Raw genomic sequence first — 22949 nt, 5'->3', positions numbered from 1 at the left:
GGCTCAGGCTTGGGCGGTTTCCTTCTTCTTCCGGGCGTGTTCGGCCTTGCGGCGCAGCTGGTTGTAGGCGCCTGTCAGGCCCATGGCCTTGCGTACTTCGAAGACGACCTGCTGTACCTCACGGCGGGTGCGTTCGGTGCCCTCGACGATGATTTCGTCCACGAGGCCGCTCTGCTCTTCGTATTGGGCGCGGCGCTCTCGCATCGGGTCGAGGTAGCGGTTGATGGCGGCGGCGAGTTTGTCCTTGACCTCGACGTCACCGACCTTGCCGGCCTGGTAGCGGGTCTTGAGGTCTTCGACCTCGGCCCGGTGGTCGTTGAAGACGTCGTGGTAGGTGAAGACGGGGTTGCCTTCGACCTTCCCGGGCACGTCTGCGCGGACGCGGTTGGGGTCGGTGTACATTCCGGCGACTTTCTTGCGGACCTCGTCCTCGGTGTCGGACAGGTAGATCACGTTGCCGATGGATTTGCTCATCTTGCCCTGGCCGTCGGTCCCCACCAGTGTGGGTACGTCGCTCTCCACGAGTTTGGGCACGGGGAAGACGTCGCCGTAGAGGTAGTTGAAGCGGCGCGCGATCTCCCGGGTGATCTCGATGTGCGCGTGGTTGTCCTTGCCGACGGGCACCGCGTGGGCCTTGACGCACAGGATGTCGGCCGCTTGGAGCACGGGGTATCCGAGCAGTCCGTACGGCATCTCTTCCTTGTGTGCGTCCCTGGCCATGTCCTTGAGGCTGGGCATCCGCTCCAGGCGCGGCACGGTGACCAGGTTCTGGAAGAGGGTGTTGAGCTCGCACACTTCCGGGATCGCGGATTGCAGGTAGAAGGTGGCGTGGGCGGGGTCGATGCCGGCTGCGAGCTCGTCCAGCACCATGGCGCGGGAGTTCGCCGAGATCTGGGCGATGTCCTCGCGGGTGTTCTTGGTGGTGAGCATGTGCAGGTCGGCGATGATCAGGAAGGTCTCGTACTGCTGCTGGAGCTTCACGCGGTTGGCGATGCTCCCCACGTAGTGCCCGACGTGCAGTTTTCCTGTCGGACGGTCTCCGGTGAGCATGCGCTGGTCGGTCATGGGGGTGGGCTCGCCTTTCGCGTGTTTGTCGCCGTGGGGGCTAGCAGAGGGGGCTATTGTCGCCCCTCGCTACCCGGTGAAGCACATCGATTACAGGATCAATCTGGTTCGTGTCGATCAAGTGCACTTGCATCCAGCCGGGGAGCCTCCAGCGTCGCCCGTCCCGGTAGCGAGCTCCCTGTGCGTTCAGGCCGTGGGTGACCGCTTCGAACAGTGGTCCCAGATCCATCAGGAGAATGTTCGATTCGGTAGGCGCGTAGTGCACTCCGATTTGCCGCAGGACTGCGGTCAGCCGGTTCCGGGCCTCATGGCTTGCGGCTACTGTCCGCTGCCTGGCCTCGTCATCGCCGAGTGCTGCCTCGGCAGCGGACAGAGCCATCGTGTTCATCGCGTACGGCAGGCGGTAGTCGCGCAGCCGCTTGGCCACGGGCGGGGTGGCGAGCGCGTAACCGACCCGGGCGCCGAGCAGACAGTGAGCCTTGGACATCGACCCGCAGACGACGACGTTCGGGTGCATCTCCAGCAGGCGGGCGGCCGGCTCGGGGGGTGTGCGGATGTAGTCGGCGCAGACCATGTCGAGCAGGAGTACGGCGCCGGGTGGAAGCGCCTTAGCCACGGTGTGAAGCTGATCGGTGAGGGACGCAGCCGCGACGCCGGATACGGCGTGGGGGATGTCGAGGACACACAGCCTGGTGTCGTCGTCGATTGCCTCGGCCATGGCGGGTATGTCGTGCCCACGGGTAGCCGTGTCCCAGCGGATAGAGCTGTAGGCCAGCTGGTGGCGGTCAGCAAGCTGTCGGTACAGCTCGAAGGTCGGCTCGGTAGCGATCACGGTGGCACCTTGCGGCTGCATTCCGAAGAGCCAGTCCATGACCTGGGTGGATCCGCTGCCCACCACTACCTCTTCGGATGTCACTCCGGTGTGCTGGGCGATCAGCCGCTCCAGCTGGTTCGCGTCCCGGGGCGGGAGCTGGTGCAGGCGATCACCGCTCGCGGTGACGGCCGCCTGAACTCGTGGAGACTGCCTGGCACGCAGCGGCGGGTCGGTGGCCGCGTTCAGACCGGACGCGATGCTCTCGACGTGTTCGCTCTTGCAGTCCGAGCACAACACCTGCCCTGACCGGCATTTGTTCAGCGCCGTTCGTGCCGTCTCTTCAGGGCAGAGAAGTTCGATCATGGCGAAGGCAGAGCATCGCGCAGGGTTTCCTCCCTGAGCACGCTGCTGCTCAGCGCTTGCTCGGCCGCCCGTTATGGCATGTCGGAACTTGTGCCGGATTGTGGTTGCGTCATCATCTGCGAACACCACCGAGGCACCGTCGCGCACGCTGCCCCTCTCGCCGAGTCGCCGCAGACTCGGGAAGAGCCGGCGATAGAGCAACGTCGGCGCCGGTAACCCCATCACACGGGAGACTCGGGGCAGCAGCGCGCTATGTGGTGCTTGCATCGCATCTACGAGCGCGACGCCGGGCTGACCTTGGTCCTCGTCGTCCGGGGTATGGAAGAAGAAGCCCAGCATGCTGGCGATATCGGTCAGCGCGCTCGCGGGAGTCGCCTCGTCCCATCCGTACAGGCGGCGCAGCTTGTCCAGGCGCACTGTCGACAGCCCCTGGTGCTGCACCCGCCGCAGCTCCGGCCCGTCAGGGCACACGTTCGCGTCCACGTGGCCCTGGGCGTAGTGGCGTAGGGCCGTACGGAACTGAGACAGCATGGGGCCCGGGGAGACCCCGGCATCGAAGATCAGGACTTTGCCACCGGCCGCCGCCAGCTGCGCAGCTGTGCGAGCAAGCCCCAGGTGGCCGAGGTGGAGTTGGCGTCCCGCAAAGCCAACCCGGATGGTGAAGCCCGGTGGCAGCGACAGCACTTCGGACTTGTCCGGCTGCTGCCACGCCCAGACCTCTCCGGGCAGCGGCACGCTTTCCGACAGCGGCCAGCGGTTCGTCGCAGCGGATACAGGCCGCAAGGCGAACTGCCGTATTCGCCCGTGCTCCCGCTCCGCCACCTGCCTGTTGCCGACGGCGTGCCACGCCTCAAGCGCCGCGTCCATCACGCTGCCACACCTCGATTCCCGCCTTTGGCGAGCCGGTGTAGCAACCTCCGGGCCCCCGCCTGCTCTTGCTTTGAAGCGTGCCCGTGCGCCTTCTCGGAGTAGACATCGGGGAACCGGGGATCAGCGCCGTGGCACACGGCGCCGAAGGCCCAGAACCGGGCTGCACAGCGGGCGCGTTCTCGCGTGGGGTCCACGATGCGGTGCAGTCCGGTGTATCCCCAACGCCCCTGGGACTGCTGCGTGATGTACCCCGCCGAGTGCAACGCGTGGACGTACGTACGGCGCTGCTGTGACCAGATCCGAGAGCGCTGTTCAGGGGCGCGTAACAGCCGAGCCAGGTAGCCGGCGAAGTCGGGGTACAGATCCAGGAACGCCAGGTGGGCGTGGGCCAGCAGTTGGTCGCCGCTGTAGTCGCTCCCGTCGATGTCGGCGGCCCTCAACTCCGCCAGTGGGCCGAGGAATCCGGCGGTGGTGGCCGCCAAGGCGGAGTCCAGGCCCGGACGGTCAGTGACGAACGGGCTGAACAGCTTGAGCGAGAAGTACCCGCCGAACCGACGGTCCAGGCCGTCTGCTGCAACGTCCTGATGAGACAGCACGTAGATCGTCACCGACCTTGCCTCCCAAGTAGCGCTCCGCCTCTGGGGAGGGTGCTCCGCTCCGCCATCGTGAAGCAACAGCGCGTCTACGTCGCTTCCCCCGCCGGCCGTCCCCTGAGGCATGCTGCCGTAGAACACCCACTGTCGGCCGCCCTCCGGGACGTCAGCGACACGGGGGGCAAGGGCCTTGATGAGCTCCGGCATCCTGTCCACGAATCGGGGGTCGATGGCCTCCCCGGCTACGGGGCTCACCTTCCCAGCCATAGCTCCACCGCCTCCGTCCAGCTGCCTTCGGGATCAGCCAACAGACTGCGGAGGCCAAGGCCGCGAGCCGCATCAACGTTCGCCAACTTGTCGTCCACATATAGGATTCGGGACCAGTCCCTCCCGCCCACCGCGTGCTCGTACGCGGCCGGGTCCGGCTTGACCAACCCCGTGCTGCTGGAAATGCACAGCTCTTCGGCGTACTTCGTGACTCCGAGGGCGCCAAGGCGGGGCAGGAGCCACTCCCGCCGGTGGTTCGAAATCACAATGATCTCTGCATGCTGCGACCACGCGGGTAGGCGGTGCAGCGCAGGCAGGGCGTGCATGGAGGCATCGATGACGCCTCGCCACGATCGAGAAGGCCGGTCCGCGCCAAGGGACTTCGCGAAGTCTGTCCAGAAGGCATCCTCATCGAGCTGGCCACTCCACAGGGCGTCGCGAAAGCGCTCGCGGAAGATCACGGCGACCGTGTCAGGGGGCAGATTGCAGGAGTCGGCGACTGCCTTGAAGAGCGGGTCGGTTGGCTCTCCCAGCAGTACCCCACAGGCGTCCAGAAGGAGGGTTCTTCGACTTCGAGAATTTGGGCGCTTGCGCCTCATGACCACATCCCCCTTGCGTTGATCGCTAACAGTCCGCATCTTCCCCTCGCATCAGTGAAGATCGACGAGAAGCCGACGACTCGACTCGATTTCGTCGCCGCTCCGCCGTCCACCAAGGCGGATGTTGACCGACCACGAACCGTGAGTGCTCCTCTCCTGGGGTGATCGGGGGCTCGCGTGGACAGATCCTCCAGGTCGCAGTGTCGTTGCCATGCCAGCTGGCTCATGGGTCCGCCATACGTCATCGTTCATCCCGTCCCGGGGGTGTGCGCCGCCCCGGGACGGGGGCTTGTGGGGCGGTGGACCAGCAGTACGTCACCGAGGCGGAGTTCGAGCGTTGTCCCGTCGTCAAAACGCAGCAGCTTGCCCGTGCTCCCCGCGACGGTCATGTCGACGACTTCGAGCCGCGTCGTGTCCAGCACGGTGAGGTCGCCGACCCGGATACCCAGCGGGCCGACGTGCATGGTCTGGGCGAGGTCGGGTGCCTGGTTCATTCGCTCTCTCCACGGGCTGCGGCACGTTTCTCCAAAGCGGCGACCTCGATGCGCAGCGTCTGCGTGGCGGTGGGCCGTGCGGCGAGCTGGCGTGCACAGGGCAGACAGGCGTATATGCCGCCGGCCGGACCGGATCCGCATTCGTAGATGCGGATCAGGGCAACGTCCTTGGCCCAGGAGTCGTGCCATGAGCAGTGCCCCGGATAGGCGTCTCGTTCGCTCACCGTGCCGACTCCTGCACTGCCAGGAGCAGGTGTGCCGCGGGCGTACACCGCTGCGCGGCGGTGCGTGCCCAGTGAGGGCCGGGCGGCGCGGTCACATCGCCGGCGGGGATCAGTACATGCGCTCCGCCGAGATAGGCGGTCACGCCAGGCATGACCAGGCAGCGGCCCTCGCCCGGCTGGACGAAGAACCACATGCTGATTCCGTCGGATACGACGGAGCCGCACGCTTCACCCAACCTCGCGATGACCTGCATGCCGACGGTTGTGGAGACGCGCACGGCGTCCCACAGTTCCCCGGTCTGGGCAAGCGCGATTCGTAGCTGAGAGGGAGGCGGTGTACTCACCCAGCCATCACCTCGCGAGGGCTACGGTGATCGGCAACAGCCAAGTCGAGGGCCGCGTGCAGCGCTTCCGGTGGAGTCAGCACGTGCCCGTCTTCGACAGGACGGGCCCAGCGCAGTCCGGGCACACCGACGAACTCGCGGGGCGGCACGGCAAGCCAACTCGTCCTGCCCAGTGCGTACACGCGGGTGCTGCCCGGGAACTCCCAGCAGGTGGCCGAGCCGGCGGGAGTGAGCCAGTAGAAGCACGGCGTGAACGGGTCGTGGATGACGGCACCGCAGGTGTCACCGAGCAGGGCGAGGACGCGCTTGCCGATTCGCTCGGGCGCCCGTACGGCATCCCAGTGCACGCCGGCCTGTATCAGCCCTGTATCCAGCCCTGACGGAGGAGTAATCGGCCTGACGTTGGTGTCCATATCGGGAATCCCCGCTCTTGGTGACGGCTTGCTTACACACCAAGAGGTTCGACGTCCTGAACCAACTACGGCATGACCAGCGGGGGTTACCGAGGCGGTAATACACTCGATTTCAGCGCAGCATGAGGATTGCTCGTGCTTAGGATCGCTCCAGAAGTTGGCGCCCATGACCACCACCCCCGGCCTGCTCGACGTCGAAGTCCTCAACCGCGAAGACTTGCGCCGTGCCCTCGGCGAACACGACTTCTCTGCCGCCTTCACCTTGATCAAGAAGTGGGGTGGCCTGTCCCAGAACCGCATCGCATCGGCCTGCCAGCTCACTCCGGGCAAGGTCTCCACCATCATCAGCGGGCAGCAACAGATCACCTCCATAGACGTGATCCGCCGCATCGCTGACGGACTCCATATCCCCGGAAGTCTCCTCGGTCTGTCCCCCCGCCCGTGGGAGACGGCCAGCACTGAGCAGCGCCCGCCAGCGTCGTCGGGTGAACGGCCGCCAGTGGATGACGAATTACAGTGGCGCCCGGACGCCACTGTCGACCTGGCCGCACACCTGACAAGGAGCGACCTCGTGATGGACCGCCGTGACGCATCGCGCGCACTCGCGGCAGCAGCGACCACAGGAGCAGCCCTGCTGGACTCTCTGGAGGGCTGGCTCCAACCGGCAGCAGCAACGACCCGAGCAAAGCGCGTCGGCCGCCTCGGGCGCCGCGACATCGACCACCTGGAGCAGACCGCGCAGGCGTTTCGCCGCTGGGACCACCAGCACGGCGGCGGTCTGCGACGCAAAGCTGTAGTCGGTCAGCTCAACGAGATCGCCTCCGCTTTGGAGGAGCACCAGACCGAAACCGTGGAGGCTCGTCTCTACCGTGTGATGGCACACCTCTCGGGCACGGCGGCGACGATGGCGTGGGATTCGGGGTATCAGAGGCGTGCGCAGGATTACTACAGACTGGCCCTGCGGTCTGCGCATGCGGCTTCGGACACCGTCTTCGGCGCGAACGTGCTCGCCGGGATGGCCCGTCAGATGCTCTACCGGGACCGGGCTCAGGACGCGTTGGATCTGGTACGGCTGGCCCAGGACGGTGCACGGCGCGTCGCCGGTCCACGTGTCCGGGCGATGCTGCACACGCGCGAGGCGTGGGCGCTTGCCGCAATGGGCCGCACTGCCGCGTTCCGGCGGGCGACCGAGCAGGCCCGCGAAGCTCTGGCCAGTGCCTCCGAAAAGCGCGAGCCCTACTGGATCGCGTACTTCGATGAGGCGGAACTGTCCGGAGTGACCGGCGGCCGGCTGCTTGACCTTGCCCGCCAGGACGCCAGGCACGCGGAGACTGCCGCCGAACAGATCCGCGAGGCGCTCAACACTCGTGGGGTCGAAGCGGCGCGCAGTCATGCGCTCGACCGGATCGGGCTTGCCGAATGCCACTTCCTGGCCGGGGACGTGAACGGTGCCGCGGCAGAAGCACATCGTGCGGTTGATGCCGCGTGGCGTACGGGCTCCAATCGGGTCCGCACTCAACTTGGCGAGCTGTACCCCTATACGGTCGGGGCCAGCGCGTCGCGTCCCCTGCGTGAGGTTCGCGACCGCATAAGGGAATTGCTGACGAGTTGAGGGAGCGCAGCGAGTGACGACCATCGCGGTCACCGGGCACATGGACCTGACCGAGGACACGGTTCCGCTGGTGCGCGCCGAGCTGGAGACGCTCCTGGCCGGGTACGACGCGGAGCAGTTGACCGGCTTGTCGTGCATCGCCAAGGGCGCCGACTCTCTGTTCGCGGACGCTGTGCTCGCCGCGGGCGGTCGGCTCGTCGTGGTGGTGCCGAGCGAGGACTACCGGCAAGCGAAGGTCAAGCCCGAACACGCACCGACCTTCGACCGGCTGTGCGCCGCGGCTGACGAGGTCCTGGTGATGCCGCACGAGACCGCGAACCGGCAGGCGTACGAGGCAGCGAACGCGGTACTGCTGGAACGCGCCGACCGGATGGTCGCGGTCTGGGACGGCCGGCCCCCGTCGGGTAAGGGGGGCGGCACCGCGGACGTCGTCACCGAAGCACGAAGTGCCGACCTCCCCGTCGACGTGGTGTGGCCGGAAGGCGCGGAACGCCGGAGCTGAGCCCCGGGGCACGGGATGGCGATCCTCAGCCCCGACCCTCCGACGGGTACTTCGAGGCACTCGAAGGCTCTGCAACTCAGTCGGAAGTGCCTCCCTTCGGTGTGCCTTGAATGTCACCGGCCCCGCCGCCGCCCCACTTGCGGTGCGATGACCTGAGCGGACACCGGTGTCTGCGACGCCCTGGCACTGCTTGCCGTTGGCATGGCAGTGACATCGGCGGGCAGGTCAGCCGCCCGGCGCAGCCGCCAGACAAGAACGTCGCTGATGGAGTCGGCGGAGTCCAACTCCCGCCGTACTGCTGACTCTGCCAACAGGACGGCGGGCTTGTGACCGGTGGCTTCGGCGTCGGCGAGAGTGGCGGCCAGCGCGGGCCACCCGGGCTCGGCCAGCACCCGCTCGGACAGTTCTGGCATCGCCTCCCGTACAGCAGCGGCCTGCCTTTGCCGTTGTGGCTCGGGGAGTTGGCGGCCTCGGTGATGCAGCGCTCCAATGGGGTGTCCGGCCGCGTGCTGGTAGGCGGTACGGAGGTGGTCGGCGGCCTGGCGGGCGGCTGCCGCCTGTTGGGCGTGGGCGTGTTTGCTGTGCCAGCTTGCTGCTGCAGTGGCGAGGAAGAGCAGCATGTCGATGACCATGGCGGTGGTGGCGCCGTCTTCTCCACGGCCGAGTGCCGGGCCGCCACGTACGAGGTCGCGAGCGGCCTGGCGCAGGGCTCGGTCATGTCCGCGTACAGCTCGAATGTGGGACCGTGAGGCGCGCTCGAACGTCCAGGCTGCCTCGCGTAGTTCGCGCCTTGTGTGGGCGGCGGAGGTTGTGGCGAGGGCGTCGAGGACCTCTCCGCCGGCGGCGATCTGCGCGGCGATGGCGCCGTCGCCGCCCTGGTCGATGACCAGCAAGGCCGACCAGGTTGCATGCGTTGCTTTCCGGCGGGCCGCAGCTGCGCAGCTCACCCGGGCCTGGACCGCCCGCCCTACACGGTTCTCACCGGCGGAACTGTTCGGCTGGTTGCTGGTGAAGCGTTCTCGGATGCGGGGCAGGGACAGGTCCGGGGCGAGTTTGGAGCCGGAGTAGAAGACGGGCTTGCCCGCCTTGTTGAAGTCCCCGGGCAGGGCGACGGTGTAGCCGAGGAGGTCACCCGAGGGCGCGGTCCGTCGGCGGATGAGGAGACCGGCGGAGGCTAGCCGGTCGAAGAACTCCGCTTCGCTCGTGGCGCCGGCCACCGCACGACGGACGCGCTCACGCAGCTCCTCCCGGGGAGTGCGCTTCTTCTTGGCCCGCTGGGCCTTGTATTTCTCGGCGCTGGTGGGCTGCTGGGCGGCGGTGCCGTCGCCGGCGTTGACGAGGGCCAGGCCCAGTTCCTTCTCCAGCAGGCGGCATTCGGCGTGCGCGCGTTTGCCGGAGCGATAGTCGTCGGGACGGCCTCCGTCCTCTTTCACGGTCGTGGCGATGAGGTGGATGTGGTCGTCCGCGTGGCGTACGGCGGCCCAGCGGCAGCCACTCGCCCCGTTACCGGGGTCGATGCCGGTGGCGGCAACGACCCGGCGGGCGATGTCCGCCCACTCCTCGTCGCTCAAGAGGCGGTCGCCGGGGGCGGCGCGCACGGAGCAGTGCCATACGTGTTTGCCGGGTCTGCGGTGTGCGGGCAGTGCCTGGACGGGCTGGTCGAGGAGGGACTGGAGGTCCTTGAGAGTGGCGTCGGCATCCCGTCCGGGGTCGGGCGACATGCCATCGAAGGAGGCCACCAGGTGCGGGTCGACGTGCTCCTCTGCCTTGCCGGGCCCGTAGAGGTATGCCAGCAGCCCTAGGGTGCGCCCTCCCGGCTTGTGCACTTTCGGGATCACGCCGTGGACCGGTGCCGGTTCAGCAGGGCGCTTGCGGCTTCGTGGACGCGGTCGGCAGCGGACTTCACGGCGTCAATGGCTGCGGGAAGTTGGGGTGCTTCGGCGCCGGAGTTGATGGCTTTCATGGCCTGGTTGAGGTTGCTGCCGACCCAGCCCAGGCGCCGTCTGCTCTCGAACAGGGCGGTGATGACGTCGCGTTCGTCTGCGATCTCGGCGGCGGTGCGCTGAAGGTCGCGGGCCGCGGCGAGGGCGGAGCGGGCGAGGAACCCGGCGACGGACAACTCGCACTGGGCGGCGGCGGACGTGATGAGCGCGAACTCGTCATCGTTGAAACGCGTGTTGGGCTGGTGCAGGCGCTTCGTCTGTCGGGGCTGGCGCGGGCGCTGACGGGCGCGGGAGGCGGAGTGTGTGCGGCTGCTGTCGCAGCGCGCGAGCACATCCCCTCCCTCAGCCTGCGGACCGCCCTCGGCCGCAGCTTGCCGGACCTGTGCCCCCTGGCGCAGGTCCGCTCCCGCCACGCCTGGGGCGGGTTCGGCGGAAGCTACGCTTCCGCCCCAACTTGCTGCGCTTCGGCTGGGGTGGTCGGTCATCTGCTGCTGGTCGGGCGGGGTTTCGTGGCGTGTTTCGTGCATGTTGGCGTTCTCCGTGGCGTGTTGGAGGTGGCGAGGGGAGCCGGGGGTAGTTGGGTCTGCGCAAGTTGCGGACCGGTCCGGGCTGTGAGGAGCGGTCCGCTGGGGTGGTCCGGTACTCGGCCGAACGGCCGTGTAGCTGCTGCGCTAAGCGGTCCGTGGGGCCGCGGACCGTGGACCCTCACTCCGCGGTTCGGGGGTTGGCCTGCGGGGAGTTCCGGTCAGTCCCCGGTCCGGGGGGTGGGGCCGGTGCGGAGGGTGGTCATGATCTGGGTGAGGCGGTCTTCGCTGATGCTGTGGCCAGCTGCGCGGATGGTGTGGCGGACCGTCTCACGGGTGGGAGTTCCGTGCGCTGCGAACAACGGCCGTGCCATGTCGAGGAGTTGGGGGAGTTCTGCGCCCGGTGGGCGGCCGATCCGCCGCACACGCCGAGGCGGCTCTGCGCCTGTCTGCACGGAAGCAGGCGGGTGTGTTTTCTCCGTGGCTTCGGGCGTCGGCGGGTGGACCCTGCCGTTGTCCGCTCCAGAGCCCGTATCGGTTTGGCGGGCGATGAGGATGTAGAGGTGGACGGCGCCGGCGAGGGCGAGGGGTGCGAGGGCGGAGAGCAGGCCGACGGTGATGTCTCCGAGCCGCAACCCGCCTGATTCCGCGAGGTTGTTGAGGCGGATGGCGTGGAGGGCATTGGCCCAGAGGCTGGCGGCGGTAGCGGTGCCGAAGAGCGTCCACACATACAGCCGTGCGCGAAAGGGCGCGGTGTTCAGGACGAGGAGCGCGCGGACGCCGTAGGCGATGAACCCGTCGATGACGAGGGGGAAGAGGTAGGTCAGCGGGCCGCGTATGTGGATGGCGATGGCCATCTGCTGCAGCGCGTCGTAGGACAGGGCGCAGGCGGCGGCTCCGAGGGCGAGGATCGCGGCGCGGTCCCAGCCGCTCACCCGTCGGGCAAGCGGCGTCGTAGGGTCGTGGGTGGGTGCCGGGTTGGTCATGCGGCGGTGTCTCCAGGGGGTGGAGGGTGTCGGCAGGCGTGGCCGGAACGCTGCGCGCGCCTGCTGCAGGGGCGGTTGGCGTTGCACTCGTCCCACTGGTTGCGTGGCTGGTCAGCACAGGGACGGGTGGAGGGTGTGTGACGGGTCGACTCGTTGCGGGCCCGGTACTCGTCCCGGCGGTGAGCTGTGCGGGGACGGGTGGGACCAGTCGATGCGGGTCAGCCCCCGGGAGGTGCTGGGGCCTGGGTGGGGCAGTAGCGGGCCCAGGCGTCGAGGAACTTGTTGCGGGCGAAGCCCTTGGCCTGGATGCCGTCGGGGAAGCGGATGTTGGCCGAGGTGATGCCGTAGTCCTTCAGCAGCAGCTGCAGACCGCGCGGGGTCAGTCCGCTGGTGCCGTATTCGGCCCAGGGCGCTTCCGCGTCCTCTTTCAGAATCCCCAGCAGCCGTGTGGTGGCCAGCGCTTCGGGATCGCCGCAGGAGGCGAAGGCGGTGCGGATGTCGGCCAGGATGCGGATCCTCAGCCCGCCCTCCTCGTCCTGCCCGGCCTCGAAGGCGGTCATCGCCGCGCAGGCCGACCGCGCCAGGGCGGGCCAGGCGCCTCCGGCGAGGTCGGCGACCACCACGAGGGGTTCCCAGGTGTCGGCTGCGCGGTCCTCGACCGGCATCTGTGGCTCCCGCTCCACCGCATGTTCGGCGACCTCACCGGCCCAGGCGGCGAGGCGGTCGCGCAGCAGATGCAGGTGCGGGATGTCGCGGCGGGAGCGGAAGGTGGCGACTCTTTCGCCTGGTGCGCGGCGGCGCATCCGCACCACCACGGCACGGTCCATGATCGTGTCGGGCAGGTCACCGATGCCCGCCAGCGCGGCCATGGCGAAGGTGGGGAAGGAGACCGGCTGGTGCTCGGGTCCGGCGATGCGCAGGGCGGGACGGTTGCGCTGGTGACCGGCGTTCAGCAGGCCGCGCAGGTCCTCGTTCTTCTCCGCCATCTTCGGGCTGCCGAAGAGGGTGTCGGCCTCATCCACCAGCAGTGTCGGCGGATTCGCGGTCACCGACCGGAAGATCGCCGCTGTGCTGGCGTTGACGGTGATCACCGGCTTGTGGACGGTCTCGGTGATCACATCCAGCAGCCTCGACTTGCCGCACCGCTTGGCCGGACCGACCACCGCCAGCCTCGGCGCATGCTGGAAGACGTGCTGCAGATGCGTCGCAGCCACCCACAACGTGACCGCATGCAACGCCTCCGTGCTCGGCAGAATCACATACCGGCCCAGCGCTGAGCGCAGGTCGCCCAGCAACTCTGCGCCGGTGTCTTCACCACCGTCAGGGCAGTCCGGCGGCTCGAATTCGGCACCGGCACCATCCAGTTCGTGGCCGCCGCCGTCGGCGTTGAGATCTTGCGCTGCCGGGTTGCCGGCTTCGCTCGCGGACGAGCCCGTCGTGGGCTGTGGCTGCTCCCCGTCACCCGGTGAAGGGATAGTTGTGGGGGGGTGCGGCAGGTTCGGGCTGGGTCGTAGGGTTGTCCATAGGCGTTCCTCACCCGGCGGTGCGGGGCTGGCAGGCCCCGCACCACCGATTCGTCATCACACGCGATCAGTTGGGGCGTCCTCGGCCCTCGGGGTGGCAGCCCCGAGGGCCTTCCTCATGCACCGCCTCTCGGCAGGCGAGCAGCAACCTACGACCGGCCACTGGCAACAGTCCAGCGATTCTGTGTCTCTGAGACATACAGATGGTGTGTAGCATCCGGCGCTAGACGGCCAGGCCGAGCAGGGACCGCAGGTCGGCGGTCACCACCCGGTAGGCGTTGCCCAGCCGCAGAACCCGGCAGGGATAGTGGCCCCGGCGGGCGAGTTCGTAGCCCTTGCTCCGCCCCAACCCCAGAGCACGGTTCGCTGTCTCCAGGTCAACCGTGGCAGGAAGTTCCAGCACCTCGCCCTGGCTCATACCCCTCCGCCGACTGGCGGGCTTCTCGGGATCTTCGTTCATGTGCAGTACTCCCTCTCGTCGTTGCCTTCGGCGGACACGGTGGTCGCGACCGGCTCCCGGCGGTACAACAAGGCTAGACAGAGCTACTGTGTCTTCATGACACACGACGATGAGGATGATGTTCCGGAGTGGCCGGTGCAGGTCGCCGCCACCGTGGCCGCAGCAGTACGCCGCCGACGCAAGGAGCTGGGCATGAGCGCCGAACAACTGGCCAGAGCCTGCAGCGAGATCGGCCACCCCATCCCACGCAACGTCATCGCCAACATGGAGTCCGGACGCCGCAGCACACTTCCCCTGGTCGACGTCATCGTGCTGGCCAAAGCCCTGCGCACCAGTCCGATCAGCCTCATCGTCCCCGTCGGGCACATCGACGCCTACCAGCAACTCCCCCTGCAATCAGCCAGGGACCCCTGGGACGCGCTGGCCTGGTTCACAGGCGAGGACAACAACTTCCCCTCCGACTGGAGCCTGCGCCTGCACCGCTACCACCACGCCGCCCTGACCTCCGCGGAAGAAGCCAGGGCAAGCGCCAAAGACCGGCGTCGGCACGCCCGCACGGCCAACGACCCCGATACCCGCAGCAGCGCCCTCCGCAGCGCCGAGCACCACGAAAAGCGCCTAGCCGACGACTACACCGCCCTCCGCCGTGTTCGCGCCCAGATGCGCAGTGCCGACCTCCGTCCCCCCACCCTCCCCCCATGGTTCGCCTTCCTCGACGAACACCCCCACGCCCCCGACCCCAACTCCCCCGAGGAGGACGACGCTTGAAAGGCTCCACCTACCGCCGCTGCTACTGCCGCGACCCCGAGACCGGCAAACCACTCGGCACGGCCTGTCCGAAACGCAGCAGGCGCAAGCACGGCACCTACTCCATCCGCCAGGAACTCCCATCCCGCCATGACGGCACCCGCCGCTCTTTCAACCGCGCCGGCTACGACACCCTCAAGGCCGCACAAGCCGACCTCGACCACATACGCGCCCTCCTCAACATCCCCGACAGCGACGACTCCGAAGGCACCGAGCTCATAAGCGAGATGCTGGAGGAGATAGCTGACTCCAAGGCCCCCCTGCCAGGGGTGGAAGAGACTCGCCGTCGGTTGGGCTCAGGTCAGGAGCTGATCGGACGCCTCACCGTCGGTGAATGGCTCGATCTGTGGCTGGAATCGAAGCGCATACGCAAGTCCGGCGTCACGCGGTACGAGACCGACATCCGCGTGCACCTGAAGCCGCACCTCGGTAGTCGTCGTCTCGACAGACTGCGGGTCAGCCACCTCGCGGAGATGTTCACCTCCATCTCGGAAGCCAACGCTGAGATTCTGGAACAGAACGCACAACGCCGCGCCGCCGTGGACGAGTTGGCGAAGGTCCCGTGGAAGGGCGCTCAAAATCGGGCCCGCCGCAAGGCCATGAGAGCAGCCATTGACGCCATGCCGCCCTTCCGTCGTACCACTGGAGCTGCCACCCGCCAGCGGATTCGCGGGACGCTCCGCGCAGCACTCAACGACGCGATGGCGCAGCAGATCATCACCTTCAACCCCGCCGCGCACGTCGAGATGGATCCCGTGCGCAAGCCAAAGGCCCTCGTGTGGACAGACGAGCGAGTGGCCAAGTGGGAAGCCACCGGCGAGAAACCCTCCCCCGTGATGGTGTGGACGCCGGAACAGACGGGCGCCTTTCTCGATCATGTGGCAGAGGACCGTCTCTACGCCATGTGGCACCTCATTGCCCTGCGCGGGCTCCGTCGAGGCGAAGCGTGCGGGCAGATGTGGTCGGAAACCGACCTGGCACGTCACTCCCTGACCGTGACCGCACAACTCGTCCAGGACGGCTGGGACATCGAGGAATCCGACCCGAAGACCGACAGCGGCTTCCGTGTCGTCGCACTCGACGACGACACGATCCGCGTCCTCAAGCGGCACCGGAAGCGACAGCGAGCGGACCGCGAGGCATGGGCGTCCGGCTGGGTGGACACAGGGCTGGTCTTCACCCAGGAGGACGGCTCCTGGCTGCACCCCGGAAAGATCACAGACCGCTTCGAGCGACTCGTGGCCTCCTCCGGGCTCCCGCCTGTCCGGCTGCACGACCTGCGCCACGGCGCGGCCACACTGATGCTCGCTGCCGGAGTGGACGTGAAGGTCGTCTCCGAGACCCTGGGGCACAGCGACACCCGGATCACGCGCGACATCTACCAGAGCGTCTTCCCCGAGGTCGCGAAGGACGCAGCCGAAGCCGCCGCCGGCCTGGTCCCGCTCCAGCGGAAGAGCAAGGCGAAGGAAGCCGAGAAGCGCCGCAAGAAGAAGGCGAAGAAAGCCAAGTCCCCGAACGGAAGCAAGATCAAGAACGCGACCGCTCACGCACACCCCCGATGAGGACGCGCGAATGAGCGCCACCAGACAGAGAAAAGCCCAGGTCACACAGCATGTGACCTGGGCTTCAGACGAGCCCCCTAGGTGTATGAGGCCATGAGGTTGGTGACGCCTGTGTGGAGTCGGGAGGCCGGGGGCTGGTTCCCGGCGGCAGTGTGGGGCCGATGGTAGTTGTAGTGGATGTTCCAGATGGTCAGGGCTTGGGTTCGCTGGGCTTCTGAGCTCCAGTTCCGGGCGTAGAGGAACTCTTCGGCCAGGATGCGTTGATAACGCTCGACCTTGCCGTTGTGCCGTGGCGTGTAAGGCGTGATCCGCTGGTGGCGGGAGCCGAGCATGGCGCGGGCGAAGTCTCCGGCTCGGTAGCAGGCTCCGTTATCGGTGACGATCCGCTGGATGTGGTTGATGCCGTGGGCCGCGAAGAACGCCCGGGCCCGGTGGAGGAAACCGATCGCGGTGGTGGCTTTCTCGTCCAGCAACGCCTCGGTGTAGGCGAGTCGCGAGAAGCCGTCGACGGCCGAGTGCAGGTAGAGGTAACCGGGCCGCTCTCCGCGGGTCTTGGTGCGGGCGACGCGTTTGGCCTGAAGGCTGTTGCGGCCGTGGACGCGCCATCCGCCGCCGTCGGGGATGCGGCCGGTCTTCTTCACATCGAGGTGGACCATGTGGCCTGGCCGGCGGGCGGTGATGGTGCGGCCGGTGCGGTTGGTGGCGCCGTCGGGGTCGATGAACCGTCGGCGGTTCAGCCCGAGTTGGTGCAGGTGGCGGGTGACGGTGCGGCGGCTGACGGCTGTGCCCTCCGCCCGGAGTTCGAAGGTGATGCGGGCTGCTGACCATTTGTGTTCACGGCGCATCCGCTCGATGCGGACCACGGTCTCGCCTGGTGTCCGGGTGGGCTGACGGTGCGGGGTGCTGGGCCGGTCGTGCAGGCCGAGGTCGCCGTATCGGCGGTGCCGGCCCACCCACTTGCTTGCGCAGGACCGCGATATGCCCATCTCTGCGGCGACGTGGGCGATCGGACGGTCCTGGCACCTGCGGACCAGACGACGACGGCCCTCCACGGACAGTGGGGCATTACGGTGGGACACCAGGCGGGTCCTTTGCGACGGCGGATGGGTGACTTGGCAGTTCTCATCCTGCCGCCCAGGGACCCGCCCCTTGTGTGCCGACCCCAGCGACTACAACGTCATGACCCGCAACACCAGGGGGCTCGAACCCCGACTTACGCATTACGTCAGCAGGACCGCTCCGGGCTGCTCGTCCCAATCGAGACCGAACCGGTGGGGAGCGCCGAGGCTGAACAGCTTTGCCTCCCGCTGAGTCATGAAGCGTCGCACGTCCGCGGCAAGAGCCCCACGCAGGACCGTCCACGCCTGGTGTTGGCCGGCGGGAACGACGTGGATCTCGCGCCGCAGCTCAGTCTCAGCAGCGTCTCCGCGCCCATGCGCCCATCTCCCGTCCGGCTGACACTTGATCCATCGGGAAGTCCTGAGTGCGTTCTTCAAAGAGGACACGTTGTAGCGGTACCCGAGTTGCTTCAAGCAATAGTCCAGCGCATCCGCTGTGATGGGTTCGCCCGCGGCGAGCAGGACCAGCCGACCCGCTCCCTCCAGATGGCGGGGGCCGGGCAAGGGGCCGTGCCGGTACAGGCTGTAAGTTCCCTGTCCGGCCCAGCAGAAGCGCCGGTCGGGTGAGAGCGCCGCGTTGGCGCTGGGGACGGCCATCTCGCATCCGTATTCACGCTGGGCCAGGCGGACGAAGTCGCGGACGTGAAGAGGTGAGCTGACCGAGCAGGCGATCGCGTACAGGATTTCCGGACGACTCGCCCAGCGTGGTCCCCCGCATCCGCAGTGCTTCTTCTCCCAAGGCGACAGGCGGGCTCCGCACGCCGGGCAGGCGTCCGTCATCACGTCGGCTCTCCACGGCACGGCGATAACTGGCTCATCCGGCGCTCCAGTCGAGGGTCATGGGCATCGGCCCCGTCACGACGGGACCGATGTCCTCGTCGGTGTCCGGCCCAACCGCGTCCAGGTAGCGCGCGACGTCCTGTTCGTCGATGGTCACCAGGTTGTCTCCCGAGGCGGCATCGATGAGACCGTGCGCCTTGCGCAGCACGTCGCGCGGCTTGCGGTTCGACCGGCTGAACAGCGCCGACACTGCGCTCATCGTGAACGGGTACACGTCGTCGCGCGGCCGGTCATCCTTCTTGCGAGCGGCGGCAAGGTACTTGGAGAGGAGCTTGACAGCCGAGTCGAGGTCGCGCAGCGCCGGCAGAACCACGATCCGGTGCTTGTTCGCCTCCGAGATCTCGAAGGTCGGCAGGTCTGCCAATTCCCAGGCCGTGCCGATGGTGAGCGCGGCCCGGGGGTGCATGGTGACGACGATGCTGAGCATGTCGGCCATCGGCAACGTTTCGAGGATGACGTCGCGGAACCGTTCGGTTTCGAGATCGCGCTTGGCCTTCGCCGTGGTGGTGCTCGCAAGATCCTCCAGCTGGTCGCAGCAGAGCAAAACGTGCTTCATGCCCGCAGCAGCCGCGAAAAGAAGGAAGGTCGCGAGGTACACGGCACCGTTCCGGGTCCGCGAAGCTGGCTTGATCTTGTCCAGGTAGTCCTGGGCGACCGTCGGATCGGCGTCGCACAGAGCAAGGATCAGCTTGTCGTCCGGCGGCCCAAGGGTGCGGCCACGCAGATCCCGGTGCTGCTCGACCACGATCTTGGCCAGGCTCTGCGGATCGTCCACCGCCGTACGTGCGACGAGCGCCTCGCGCAGGCGCTGCACGAGCGTGGGGCCCGTGTCGTCCGCGCGGAAGTCCGTCGCGTACTCGACGGCGGTGAAGAGGGCCGCGTTCAGGGACCGGATCTGAGCGGTGTCGAAGCTCGTCAGCAGCCCGCAGATCGGTTCCTCGGCGGCGTCTTCCTCGTCGAGACCACACTTCAGGTACGCGGCGCGGCCGAAGTCCTCGTTGAGGCTGCCCGTCAGGTGCTGCATGAGCACAGACTTTCCGAAGCCCCGGGCATCAGAGTCCCCCGGCCCTGTTCCGGTCGACCACAGGTAGCCGAACCGGAGACCGGAGAAGGCCGACCCGAGCACGAACTTCTCGACGGACTCCTCGAGTTTGTCCGCGTTAACGTCGGGCTCGTAGAGCAGCCCGTTCTCGCGCAGGTCAGCGCCCCCGAGGCGGGCGATGCCTGTGGTCGGGAAGGGGTTGTTGCGCAACCCCCACTGCCTTTTCAGCCAGACGGGGCCCGCGCTGCGGTTGGAAGCTTTCATCGGGTTAGGTCTCCTTTGGTGGTGATCGAAAGGGTGGGTTGGGCGGGGGTTTCCGGAGCGACGCTGATCACGTTGAACACGCGCCGGAGCCCGCTCGCGCTGGGAATGATCAGAGGTTTGGTCGAGGCGGGGGCGCCCCGCATCGATGCCTGATCGAGGTGAATGCGCAAACCGAGTCCGGGGTGCTCGCCTGCGAGCGCTTCGCGCAGCGCGCGGTCGAACTCGTCGTCGCTGATCCGCTGTTTCCAGCAGACCGCCGCACGGAGCTGCCAGACCGGCAGGTACATGCCGCCGGCCGTTTCGGAGCGCTGTTCGCGCCAGACCGCCCAGAGGGTGTCCAGAGCGGCCCTGCGCACATCCTTGCCGACTCGTCGTCCGATTTGGACGGAAGCGCCGCTCCCCGTGACCAGCGCCGTGGACCAGAGCCGCATCGCGGACGGGCCCGGCGCGTAGTAGCTGAAGTTCACCAAACCCAGGAACCGCGTCCACCTGCGCAGCAGTTCGAGGCTGATGTAGTCCAGGGGACAACCGGCCTCGCTGAATGCCAGCCGGGCCATAGCCTCCTCACAGGTGGCGGCAAACTGCTTCCGGCTGAGCTCCTTCTCGCGGGCGCGAGCCCGCTCCTCGATGCGGCGGACGTAGTCGCGGACTCCCTCGCTGATGGCCTCCGGGGCGGCCGTCCAGCCGAGAGTCCCCTGAGCCGCCGCATCTGTGGCGAACGCCACGAAGTCGTCCAGGTACGCCGAATTGGACCGGTACGCCGAGGAGCTGAACCTCAGGAGCGGAATCGTCAGATACTCGGCCTCACTGTCCGGCCGGGCCCCCAGCAACCGCAGGAAGCCCTCGAACTGAGGATGAGTGGAGAGCAGCACACCGGTGAGTGTGTTGTACGCAGCACGACGGTCGTCGGCGACCAGTGCCGCCCACCTCTCGCCCGCCGGGGTGAGGGCGAAGACCGAATCCGCGTGTGCATAGGCGGAGTTGGGCCCAGAAGGAAGGATGTGCTTCTCGACCCAGCCGAGCCGCATGAGTTCCTTGAGTACGTCGACGGTGTTGTGGACGTACTTCTTGGTGTCCGACCGTGTCAGCTCCCACTTCCGGTCGGAGTACGAGCCGTCGGTGTCCCCGCCCCGAGCCACGCTGGCAGCCCGATCGACGAGGGCACGACGCACTTGCTCGAACGTCGCACCCTGCGCGACCTGTCCTAGAGCGACCTCGATATAGGCGAGGTCTTGCAACCGTGGAATCCCCACTCCCCCAACGCTCACGCTCGCCCTCCGCTGAACCGGGCGTTCGAAGCCGCAAAGACCTGCATCACTGCCCGCAGGCCAGACCACACCCATGGGGGCGTAGAGCGATTAAGGCGCATGAATCCTCCAATGATGAGAATGCCGTGCTGGAGAACCCAACTGTCACGCCAACTGCCCTTTGATACAAGGTGGTTATTAATGTCTAGGCCCTCATGGGGCATGAGAGCCGAAACATTCTTATAAGGGCCCGGAGTCAGGCCACGCAGGATGCTGGTCTCAAGTACCGCCGTCGGCAGATGTCAGCCCCGCACGGCCTGAGATCACCCACGACAAGTGGCGGGCGGCGCGGCGACGAGCGCCCGCAGGCATTCCTCAACGCTAGGCACGCTCACGCATCGCTCACGCACGAGCCCGATGAGAACGCACCCTCGACGGGCTACGCACCGTAAGACATAGAAAAGCCCAGGTCACTGGGTGTGTGACCTGGGCTTCAGCTGAGCCGCCTGGGGGAGTCGAACCCCCGACCTACGCATTACGAGTGCGTCGCTCTGGCCAACTGAGCTAAGGCGGCAGGCCGCGCGAGCCGGTAAGGCGGGCGCAGCGCGGACAAGTCTACACAGCTTCCAGGGGTGCTCCGTACGGGGTAAGCGCGGGTCATGGCCCCCTGCCGGAACCCCGTCGGCGCACCCACCCCTCACCGTGCCGGGCCGTGCCGCGTTGCCGCGTCGTGCCCCGCTAGGAGCATGTCTTGCCGTCCTTCGGCGCCTTCCCCTTCAGCAGGTAGGTGTCGACCGTGTCGTTGATGCACGCTCCGCCGCGCAGATACGCGGTGTGGCCGTCCCCCTCGTACGTCAGAAGCCGGGCCGGCTCGAGCTGCCCGGCCAGGCTCTGGGACCAGGCGTACGGCGTGGCGGGGTCGCGGGTCGTACCGACGACCAGGATCGGGTCGGCGCCCTCGGCGGAGATGCGGTGGGGCTCCCCGGTGGGCTTCTCCGGCCAGTACCCGCAGTTCAGGGCCGCCCACGCGAAGCCGCGTCCGAAGACGGAGGAGGTCTCCTCGAAGGCGGGCACGGCCTTCTTCACCTCATCGGGTGAGGAGAATGCGGCAGGGAGGTCAAGGCAGTTGACGGCGGGGTTGGCGAACATGATGTTGCCGTAGCGCCCGTCGGGACCGCGCTCGTAGTAGTCGTCGGCCAGGGCCAGCAGTTGGGCGCCGTCGCCCTTCTTCCCTGCCGTGAGGGCCTCGCGCAGCTGGGGCCAGGAGCTCTCGTCGTACATGGCGCGGATCACCCCGGTGGTGGCGAGGGATTCGGTGAGTTCCCGGGGGTCGCCGGTCTGCAGCGGCTTGTCGTCGACCTTCTTGAAGAAGGCACTCAGTTCGCGGCTCGCGTCCTTGGCGCTCTTGGTGCCCAGCGGGCAGTCGGACCGTCCGACGCAGTCCTCGGCGAACTGCTTGAACGCCGTCTCGAAGCCCCCCGTCTGGTCGCGGTTGAGCTGCAGCATGGACAGGGACGGGTCCATGCCGCCGTCGAGGACGAGCCGCCCGGAGCGCTGCGGGTGGAGCCCGGCGTAGTAGGCACCCAGATAGGTGCCGTAGGAGGCGCCGACGAAGTTGAGCTTCCTGTCGCCGAGGACGGCCCGCAGCACGTCCATGTCACGCGCGGCCTCGACGGTCGAGAGGTGACCGAGCAGTTCACCGGAGCGCTTCTCGCAGCCCGCCGCGAACTTCTTGTAGGCGCTGACGAGTTCGGCGGTCTCCCCCTTGTCGTCGGGAGTCTGGTCGGTCTGCGTGTAGGAGTCCATCTCCTTGTCGCTCAGGCACTTGACGGGTTCGCTGCGGGCCACGCCACGCGGGTCGAGGCCGACGATGTCGTACTTGGCCCGTACGGGGGCCGGGTAGCCCACCGCGGCCGCCTGCTCCACGTACTCGATCGCGGAACCGCCCGGCCCGCCCGGGTTGACCTGCAGCGAACCGATCGGCTTGCCGCTGCCCTCAGCCTTCTTGCGGGCGACGGCGAGGTCGAGATCCTCGGCGGGGTCGGGGGCGTCGTAGTCCAGCGGAGCCTTCATCGTGGCGCACTGGAGGCCGGCCTGCCCGCAGTCCCGCCAGGACAGCTTCTGGTCGTAGTAGCGCTTCAGGTTCGCCGGTACGGCCTCGGGCAGCGGCCGTAGCGGCTCGGCGCTGTCGACCCCGTTCGCGCGGTCGCTGCTGGCCGAGGAGGGCGCACCTTCCGGCGACCCCGAATCCCCGCCCGAACCGGATGAGCAGCCGGACAGCGTCAGCAGTACGGCCGTGGCGAGCACCGCGGTCGTCGTGCTCAGCAGGCGCCTGGTGTCCATGGAGCATCCTCTTGTTCGCCTCGGTCACGGCAGCCGGAGACAGCAGCCAGGAGATAGATGTGGAGCGTATCCGTGCCGTGGTGCCACAGGTGTTCCCCTTCGGGTACCTCCTCCTCGTACGTGTGAGGCG

The 22949-nt window shown here is 67.7% G+C and carries 22 protein-coding genes and 1 tRNA gene; 4 read left to right on the top strand and 19 right to left on the bottom strand.

The window, feature by feature from the left end:
- Positions 1–3: 3 nt before the first annotated feature.
- From trpS to H343_RS29610, 8 genes are all read right to left on the bottom strand, one after another.
- Positions 4–1065: a tryptophan--tRNA ligase gene (trpS, locus tag H343_RS0108295; RefSeq protein ID WP_028430747.1), complete on the bottom strand. Its 1062-nt coding sequence runs from the start codon at positions 1063–1065 to the stop codon at positions 4–6.
- Between the two features lie 40 nt (positions 1066–1105).
- Complete coding sequence (locus H343_RS0108290) at positions 1106–3109, bottom strand: aminotransferase class I/II-fold pyridoxal phosphate-dependent enzyme (RefSeq protein WP_486586829.1); 2004 nt, start codon at positions 3107–3109, stop codon at positions 1106–1108.
- The gene (locus tag H343_RS0108285; RefSeq protein WP_158679530.1) at positions 3109–3720 is read right to left on the bottom strand and encodes a hypothetical protein; all 612 of its coding nucleotides are present in this window, start codon (positions 3718–3720) and stop codon (positions 3109–3111) included. Before H343_RS0108285 ends, H343_RS0108290 begins: the two co-directional genes overlap by 1 nt.
- A 236-nt stretch (positions 3721–3956) precedes the next feature.
- Complete coding sequence (locus tag H343_RS0108280; protein ID WP_158679529.1) at positions 3957–4571, bottom strand: HAD family hydrolase; 615 nt, start codon at positions 4569–4571, stop codon at positions 3957–3959.
- A 248-nt stretch (positions 4572–4819) separates the two neighbouring features.
- Entirely contained in the window at positions 4820–5065 is a 246-nt protein-coding gene (locus H343_RS0108275; RefSeq protein ID WP_028430743.1) for a hypothetical protein, read from the bottom strand.
- Complete coding sequence (locus H343_RS29615) at positions 5062–5289, bottom strand: hypothetical protein (RefSeq protein WP_037902772.1); 228 nt, start codon at positions 5287–5289, stop codon at positions 5062–5064. The genes H343_RS0108275 and H343_RS29615 overlap by 4 nt, the downstream gene beginning before the upstream one ends.
- Positions 5286–5633: a hypothetical protein gene (locus H343_RS0108265; RefSeq protein WP_158679528.1), complete on the bottom strand. Its 348-nt coding sequence runs from the start codon at positions 5631–5633 to the stop codon at positions 5286–5288. The genes H343_RS29615 and H343_RS0108265 overlap by 4 nt, the downstream gene beginning before the upstream one ends.
- On the bottom strand, positions 5630–5980 hold the full coding sequence (locus tag H343_RS29610) for a hypothetical protein (RefSeq protein WP_158679527.1): 351 nt from the start codon (positions 5978–5980) through the stop codon (positions 5630–5632). The genes H343_RS0108265 and H343_RS29610 overlap by 4 nt, the downstream gene beginning before the upstream one ends.
- 232 nt (positions 5981–6212) lie before the next feature.
- Here H343_RS29610 and H343_RS0108255 point away from each other — a divergent pair, with 232 nt between their 5' ends.
- Positions 6213–7658, top strand: coding sequence for an NsdA family TPR-like regulatory protein (locus tag H343_RS0108255; RefSeq protein ID WP_037903048.1), 1446 nt, complete (start codon positions 6213–6215; stop codon positions 7656–7658).
- 13 nt (positions 7659–7671) lie between these two features.
- The gene (locus H343_RS0108250; RefSeq protein ID WP_028430740.1) at positions 7672–8160 is read left to right on the top strand and encodes a hypothetical protein; all 489 of its coding nucleotides are present in this window, start codon (positions 7672–7674) and stop codon (positions 8158–8160) included.
- A 113-nt stretch (positions 8161–8273) separates the two neighbouring features.
- Here H343_RS0108250 and H343_RS0108245 read toward each other — a convergent pair whose 3' ends face one another.
- The 5 genes from H343_RS0108245 to H343_RS0108225 all read right to left on the bottom strand — a co-directional run bounded on the left by H343_RS0108245 (position 8274) and on the right by H343_RS0108225 (position 13596).
- Positions 8274–9998: a relaxase/mobilization nuclease domain-containing protein gene (locus H343_RS0108245; protein WP_028430739.1), complete on the bottom strand. Its 1725-nt coding sequence runs from the start codon at positions 9996–9998 to the stop codon at positions 8274–8276.
- Positions 9995–10630: a hypothetical protein gene (locus H343_RS35845; RefSeq protein ID WP_486586821.1), complete on the bottom strand. Its 636-nt coding sequence runs from the start codon at positions 10628–10630 to the stop codon at positions 9995–9997. Before H343_RS35845 ends, H343_RS0108245 begins: the two co-directional genes overlap by 4 nt.
- Before the next feature lie 218 nt (positions 10631–10848).
- Entirely contained in the window at positions 10849–11613 is a 765-nt protein-coding gene (locus H343_RS0108235; protein WP_028430737.1) for a DUF2637 domain-containing protein, read from the bottom strand.
- A 218-nt stretch (positions 11614–11831) separates the two neighbouring features.
- Complete coding sequence (locus H343_RS0108230; RefSeq protein ID WP_078505194.1) at positions 11832–12977, bottom strand: DUF3631 domain-containing protein; 1146 nt, start codon at positions 12975–12977, stop codon at positions 11832–11834.
- Positions 12978–13359: 382 nt separating this feature from the next.
- Entirely contained in the window at positions 13360–13596 is a 237-nt protein-coding gene (locus H343_RS0108225; RefSeq protein WP_028430735.1) for a hypothetical protein, read from the bottom strand.
- A 96-nt stretch (positions 13597–13692) separates the two neighbouring features.
- Between H343_RS0108225 and H343_RS0108220 the strand changes: the two genes are divergently transcribed.
- Both H343_RS0108220 and H343_RS0108215 read left to right on the top strand, forming a co-directional pair.
- On the top strand, positions 13693–14364 hold the full coding sequence (locus tag H343_RS0108220; RefSeq protein ID WP_028430734.1) for a helix-turn-helix domain-containing protein: 672 nt from the start codon (positions 13693–13695) through the stop codon (positions 14362–14364).
- Complete coding sequence (locus tag H343_RS0108215) at positions 14361–15965, top strand: site-specific integrase (protein ID WP_028430733.1); 1605 nt, start codon at positions 14361–14363, stop codon at positions 15963–15965. The genes H343_RS0108220 and H343_RS0108215 overlap by 4 nt, the downstream gene beginning before the upstream one ends.
- A 77-nt stretch (positions 15966–16042) precedes the next feature.
- Here the strand turns inward: H343_RS0108215 and H343_RS0108210 are convergent, their stop codons facing one another.
- From H343_RS0108210 to H343_RS0108185, 6 genes are all read right to left on the bottom strand, one after another.
- Positions 16043–17044, bottom strand: a complete 1002-nt coding sequence (locus tag H343_RS0108210; protein ID WP_051264747.1) for an IS481 family transposase — start codon at positions 17042–17044, stop codon at positions 16043–16045.
- A 141-nt stretch (positions 17045–17185) separates the two neighbouring features.
- Entirely contained in the window at positions 17186–17866 is a 681-nt protein-coding gene (locus H343_RS0108205) for a hypothetical protein (RefSeq protein WP_158679526.1), read from the bottom strand.
- 31 nt (positions 17867–17897) lie between these two features.
- Positions 17898–19229, bottom strand: coding sequence for a hypothetical protein (locus tag H343_RS29605; RefSeq protein ID WP_051264745.1), 1332 nt, complete (start codon positions 19227–19229; stop codon positions 17898–17900).
- Positions 19226–20497, bottom strand: coding sequence for a hypothetical protein (locus H343_RS29600; protein WP_199778895.1), 1272 nt, complete (start codon positions 20495–20497; stop codon positions 19226–19228). Before H343_RS29600 ends, H343_RS29605 begins: the two co-directional genes overlap by 4 nt.
- 479 nt (positions 20498–20976) lie before the next feature.
- Positions 20977–21050 (bottom strand) — tRNA-Thr (locus H343_RS0108190).
- A gap of 164 nt (positions 21051–21214) precedes the next feature.
- On the bottom strand, positions 21215–22819 hold the full coding sequence (locus H343_RS0108185) for an alpha/beta hydrolase (protein WP_028430730.1): 1605 nt from the start codon (positions 22817–22819) through the stop codon (positions 21215–21217).
- Positions 22820–22949 lie beyond the last annotated feature (130 nt).

The sequence above is a fragment of the Streptomyces sp. TAA204 genome (assembly GCF_000424965.1).
This window is presented reverse-complemented; position numbering and strand designations above follow the sequence as displayed.

Bases quoted from the DNA above. Each gene is read 5' to 3' on its own strand.
- H343_RS0108280 (WP_158679529.1), bottom strand. From the start codon at position 4,571: ATGAGGCGCAAGCGCCCAAATTCTCGAAGTCGAAGAACCCTCCTTCTG.
- H343_RS0108275 (WP_028430743.1), bottom strand. From the start codon at position 5,065: ATGAACCAGGCACCCGACCTCGCCCAGACCATGCACGTCGGCCCGCTG.
- H343_RS0108220 (WP_028430734.1), top strand. From the start codon at position 13,693: ATGACACACGACGATGAGGATGATGTTCCGGAGTGGCCGGTGCAGGTC.
- H343_RS0108290 (WP_486586829.1), bottom strand. From the start codon at position 3,109: ATGGACGCGGCGCTTGAGGCGTGGCACGCCGTCGGCAACAGGCAGGTG.
- H343_RS0108255 (WP_037903048.1), top strand. From the start codon at position 6,213: ATGACCACCACCCCCGGCCTGCTCGACGTCGAAGTCCTCAACCGCGAA.
- H343_RS0108235 (WP_028430737.1), bottom strand. From the start codon at position 11,613: ATGACCAACCCGGCACCCACCCACGACCCTACGACGCCGCTTGCCCGA.
- H343_RS0108225 (WP_028430735.1), bottom strand. From the start codon at position 13,596: ATGAACGAAGATCCCGAGAAGCCCGCCAGTCGGCGGAGGGGTATGAGC.
- H343_RS35845 (WP_486586821.1), bottom strand. From the start codon at position 10,630: ATGCACGAAACACGCCACGAAACCCCGCCCGACCAGCAGCAGATGACC.
- H343_RS29605 (WP_051264745.1), bottom strand. From the start codon at position 19,229: ATGAAAGCTTCCAACCGCAGCGCGGGCCCCGTCTGGCTGAAAAGGCAG.
- H343_RS0108185 (WP_028430730.1), bottom strand. From the start codon at position 22,819: ATGGACACCAGGCGCCTGCTGAGCACGACGACCGCGGTGCTCGCCACG.
- trpS (WP_028430747.1), bottom strand. From the start codon at position 1,065: ATGACCGACCAGCGCATGCTCACCGGAGACCGTCCGACAGGAAAACTG.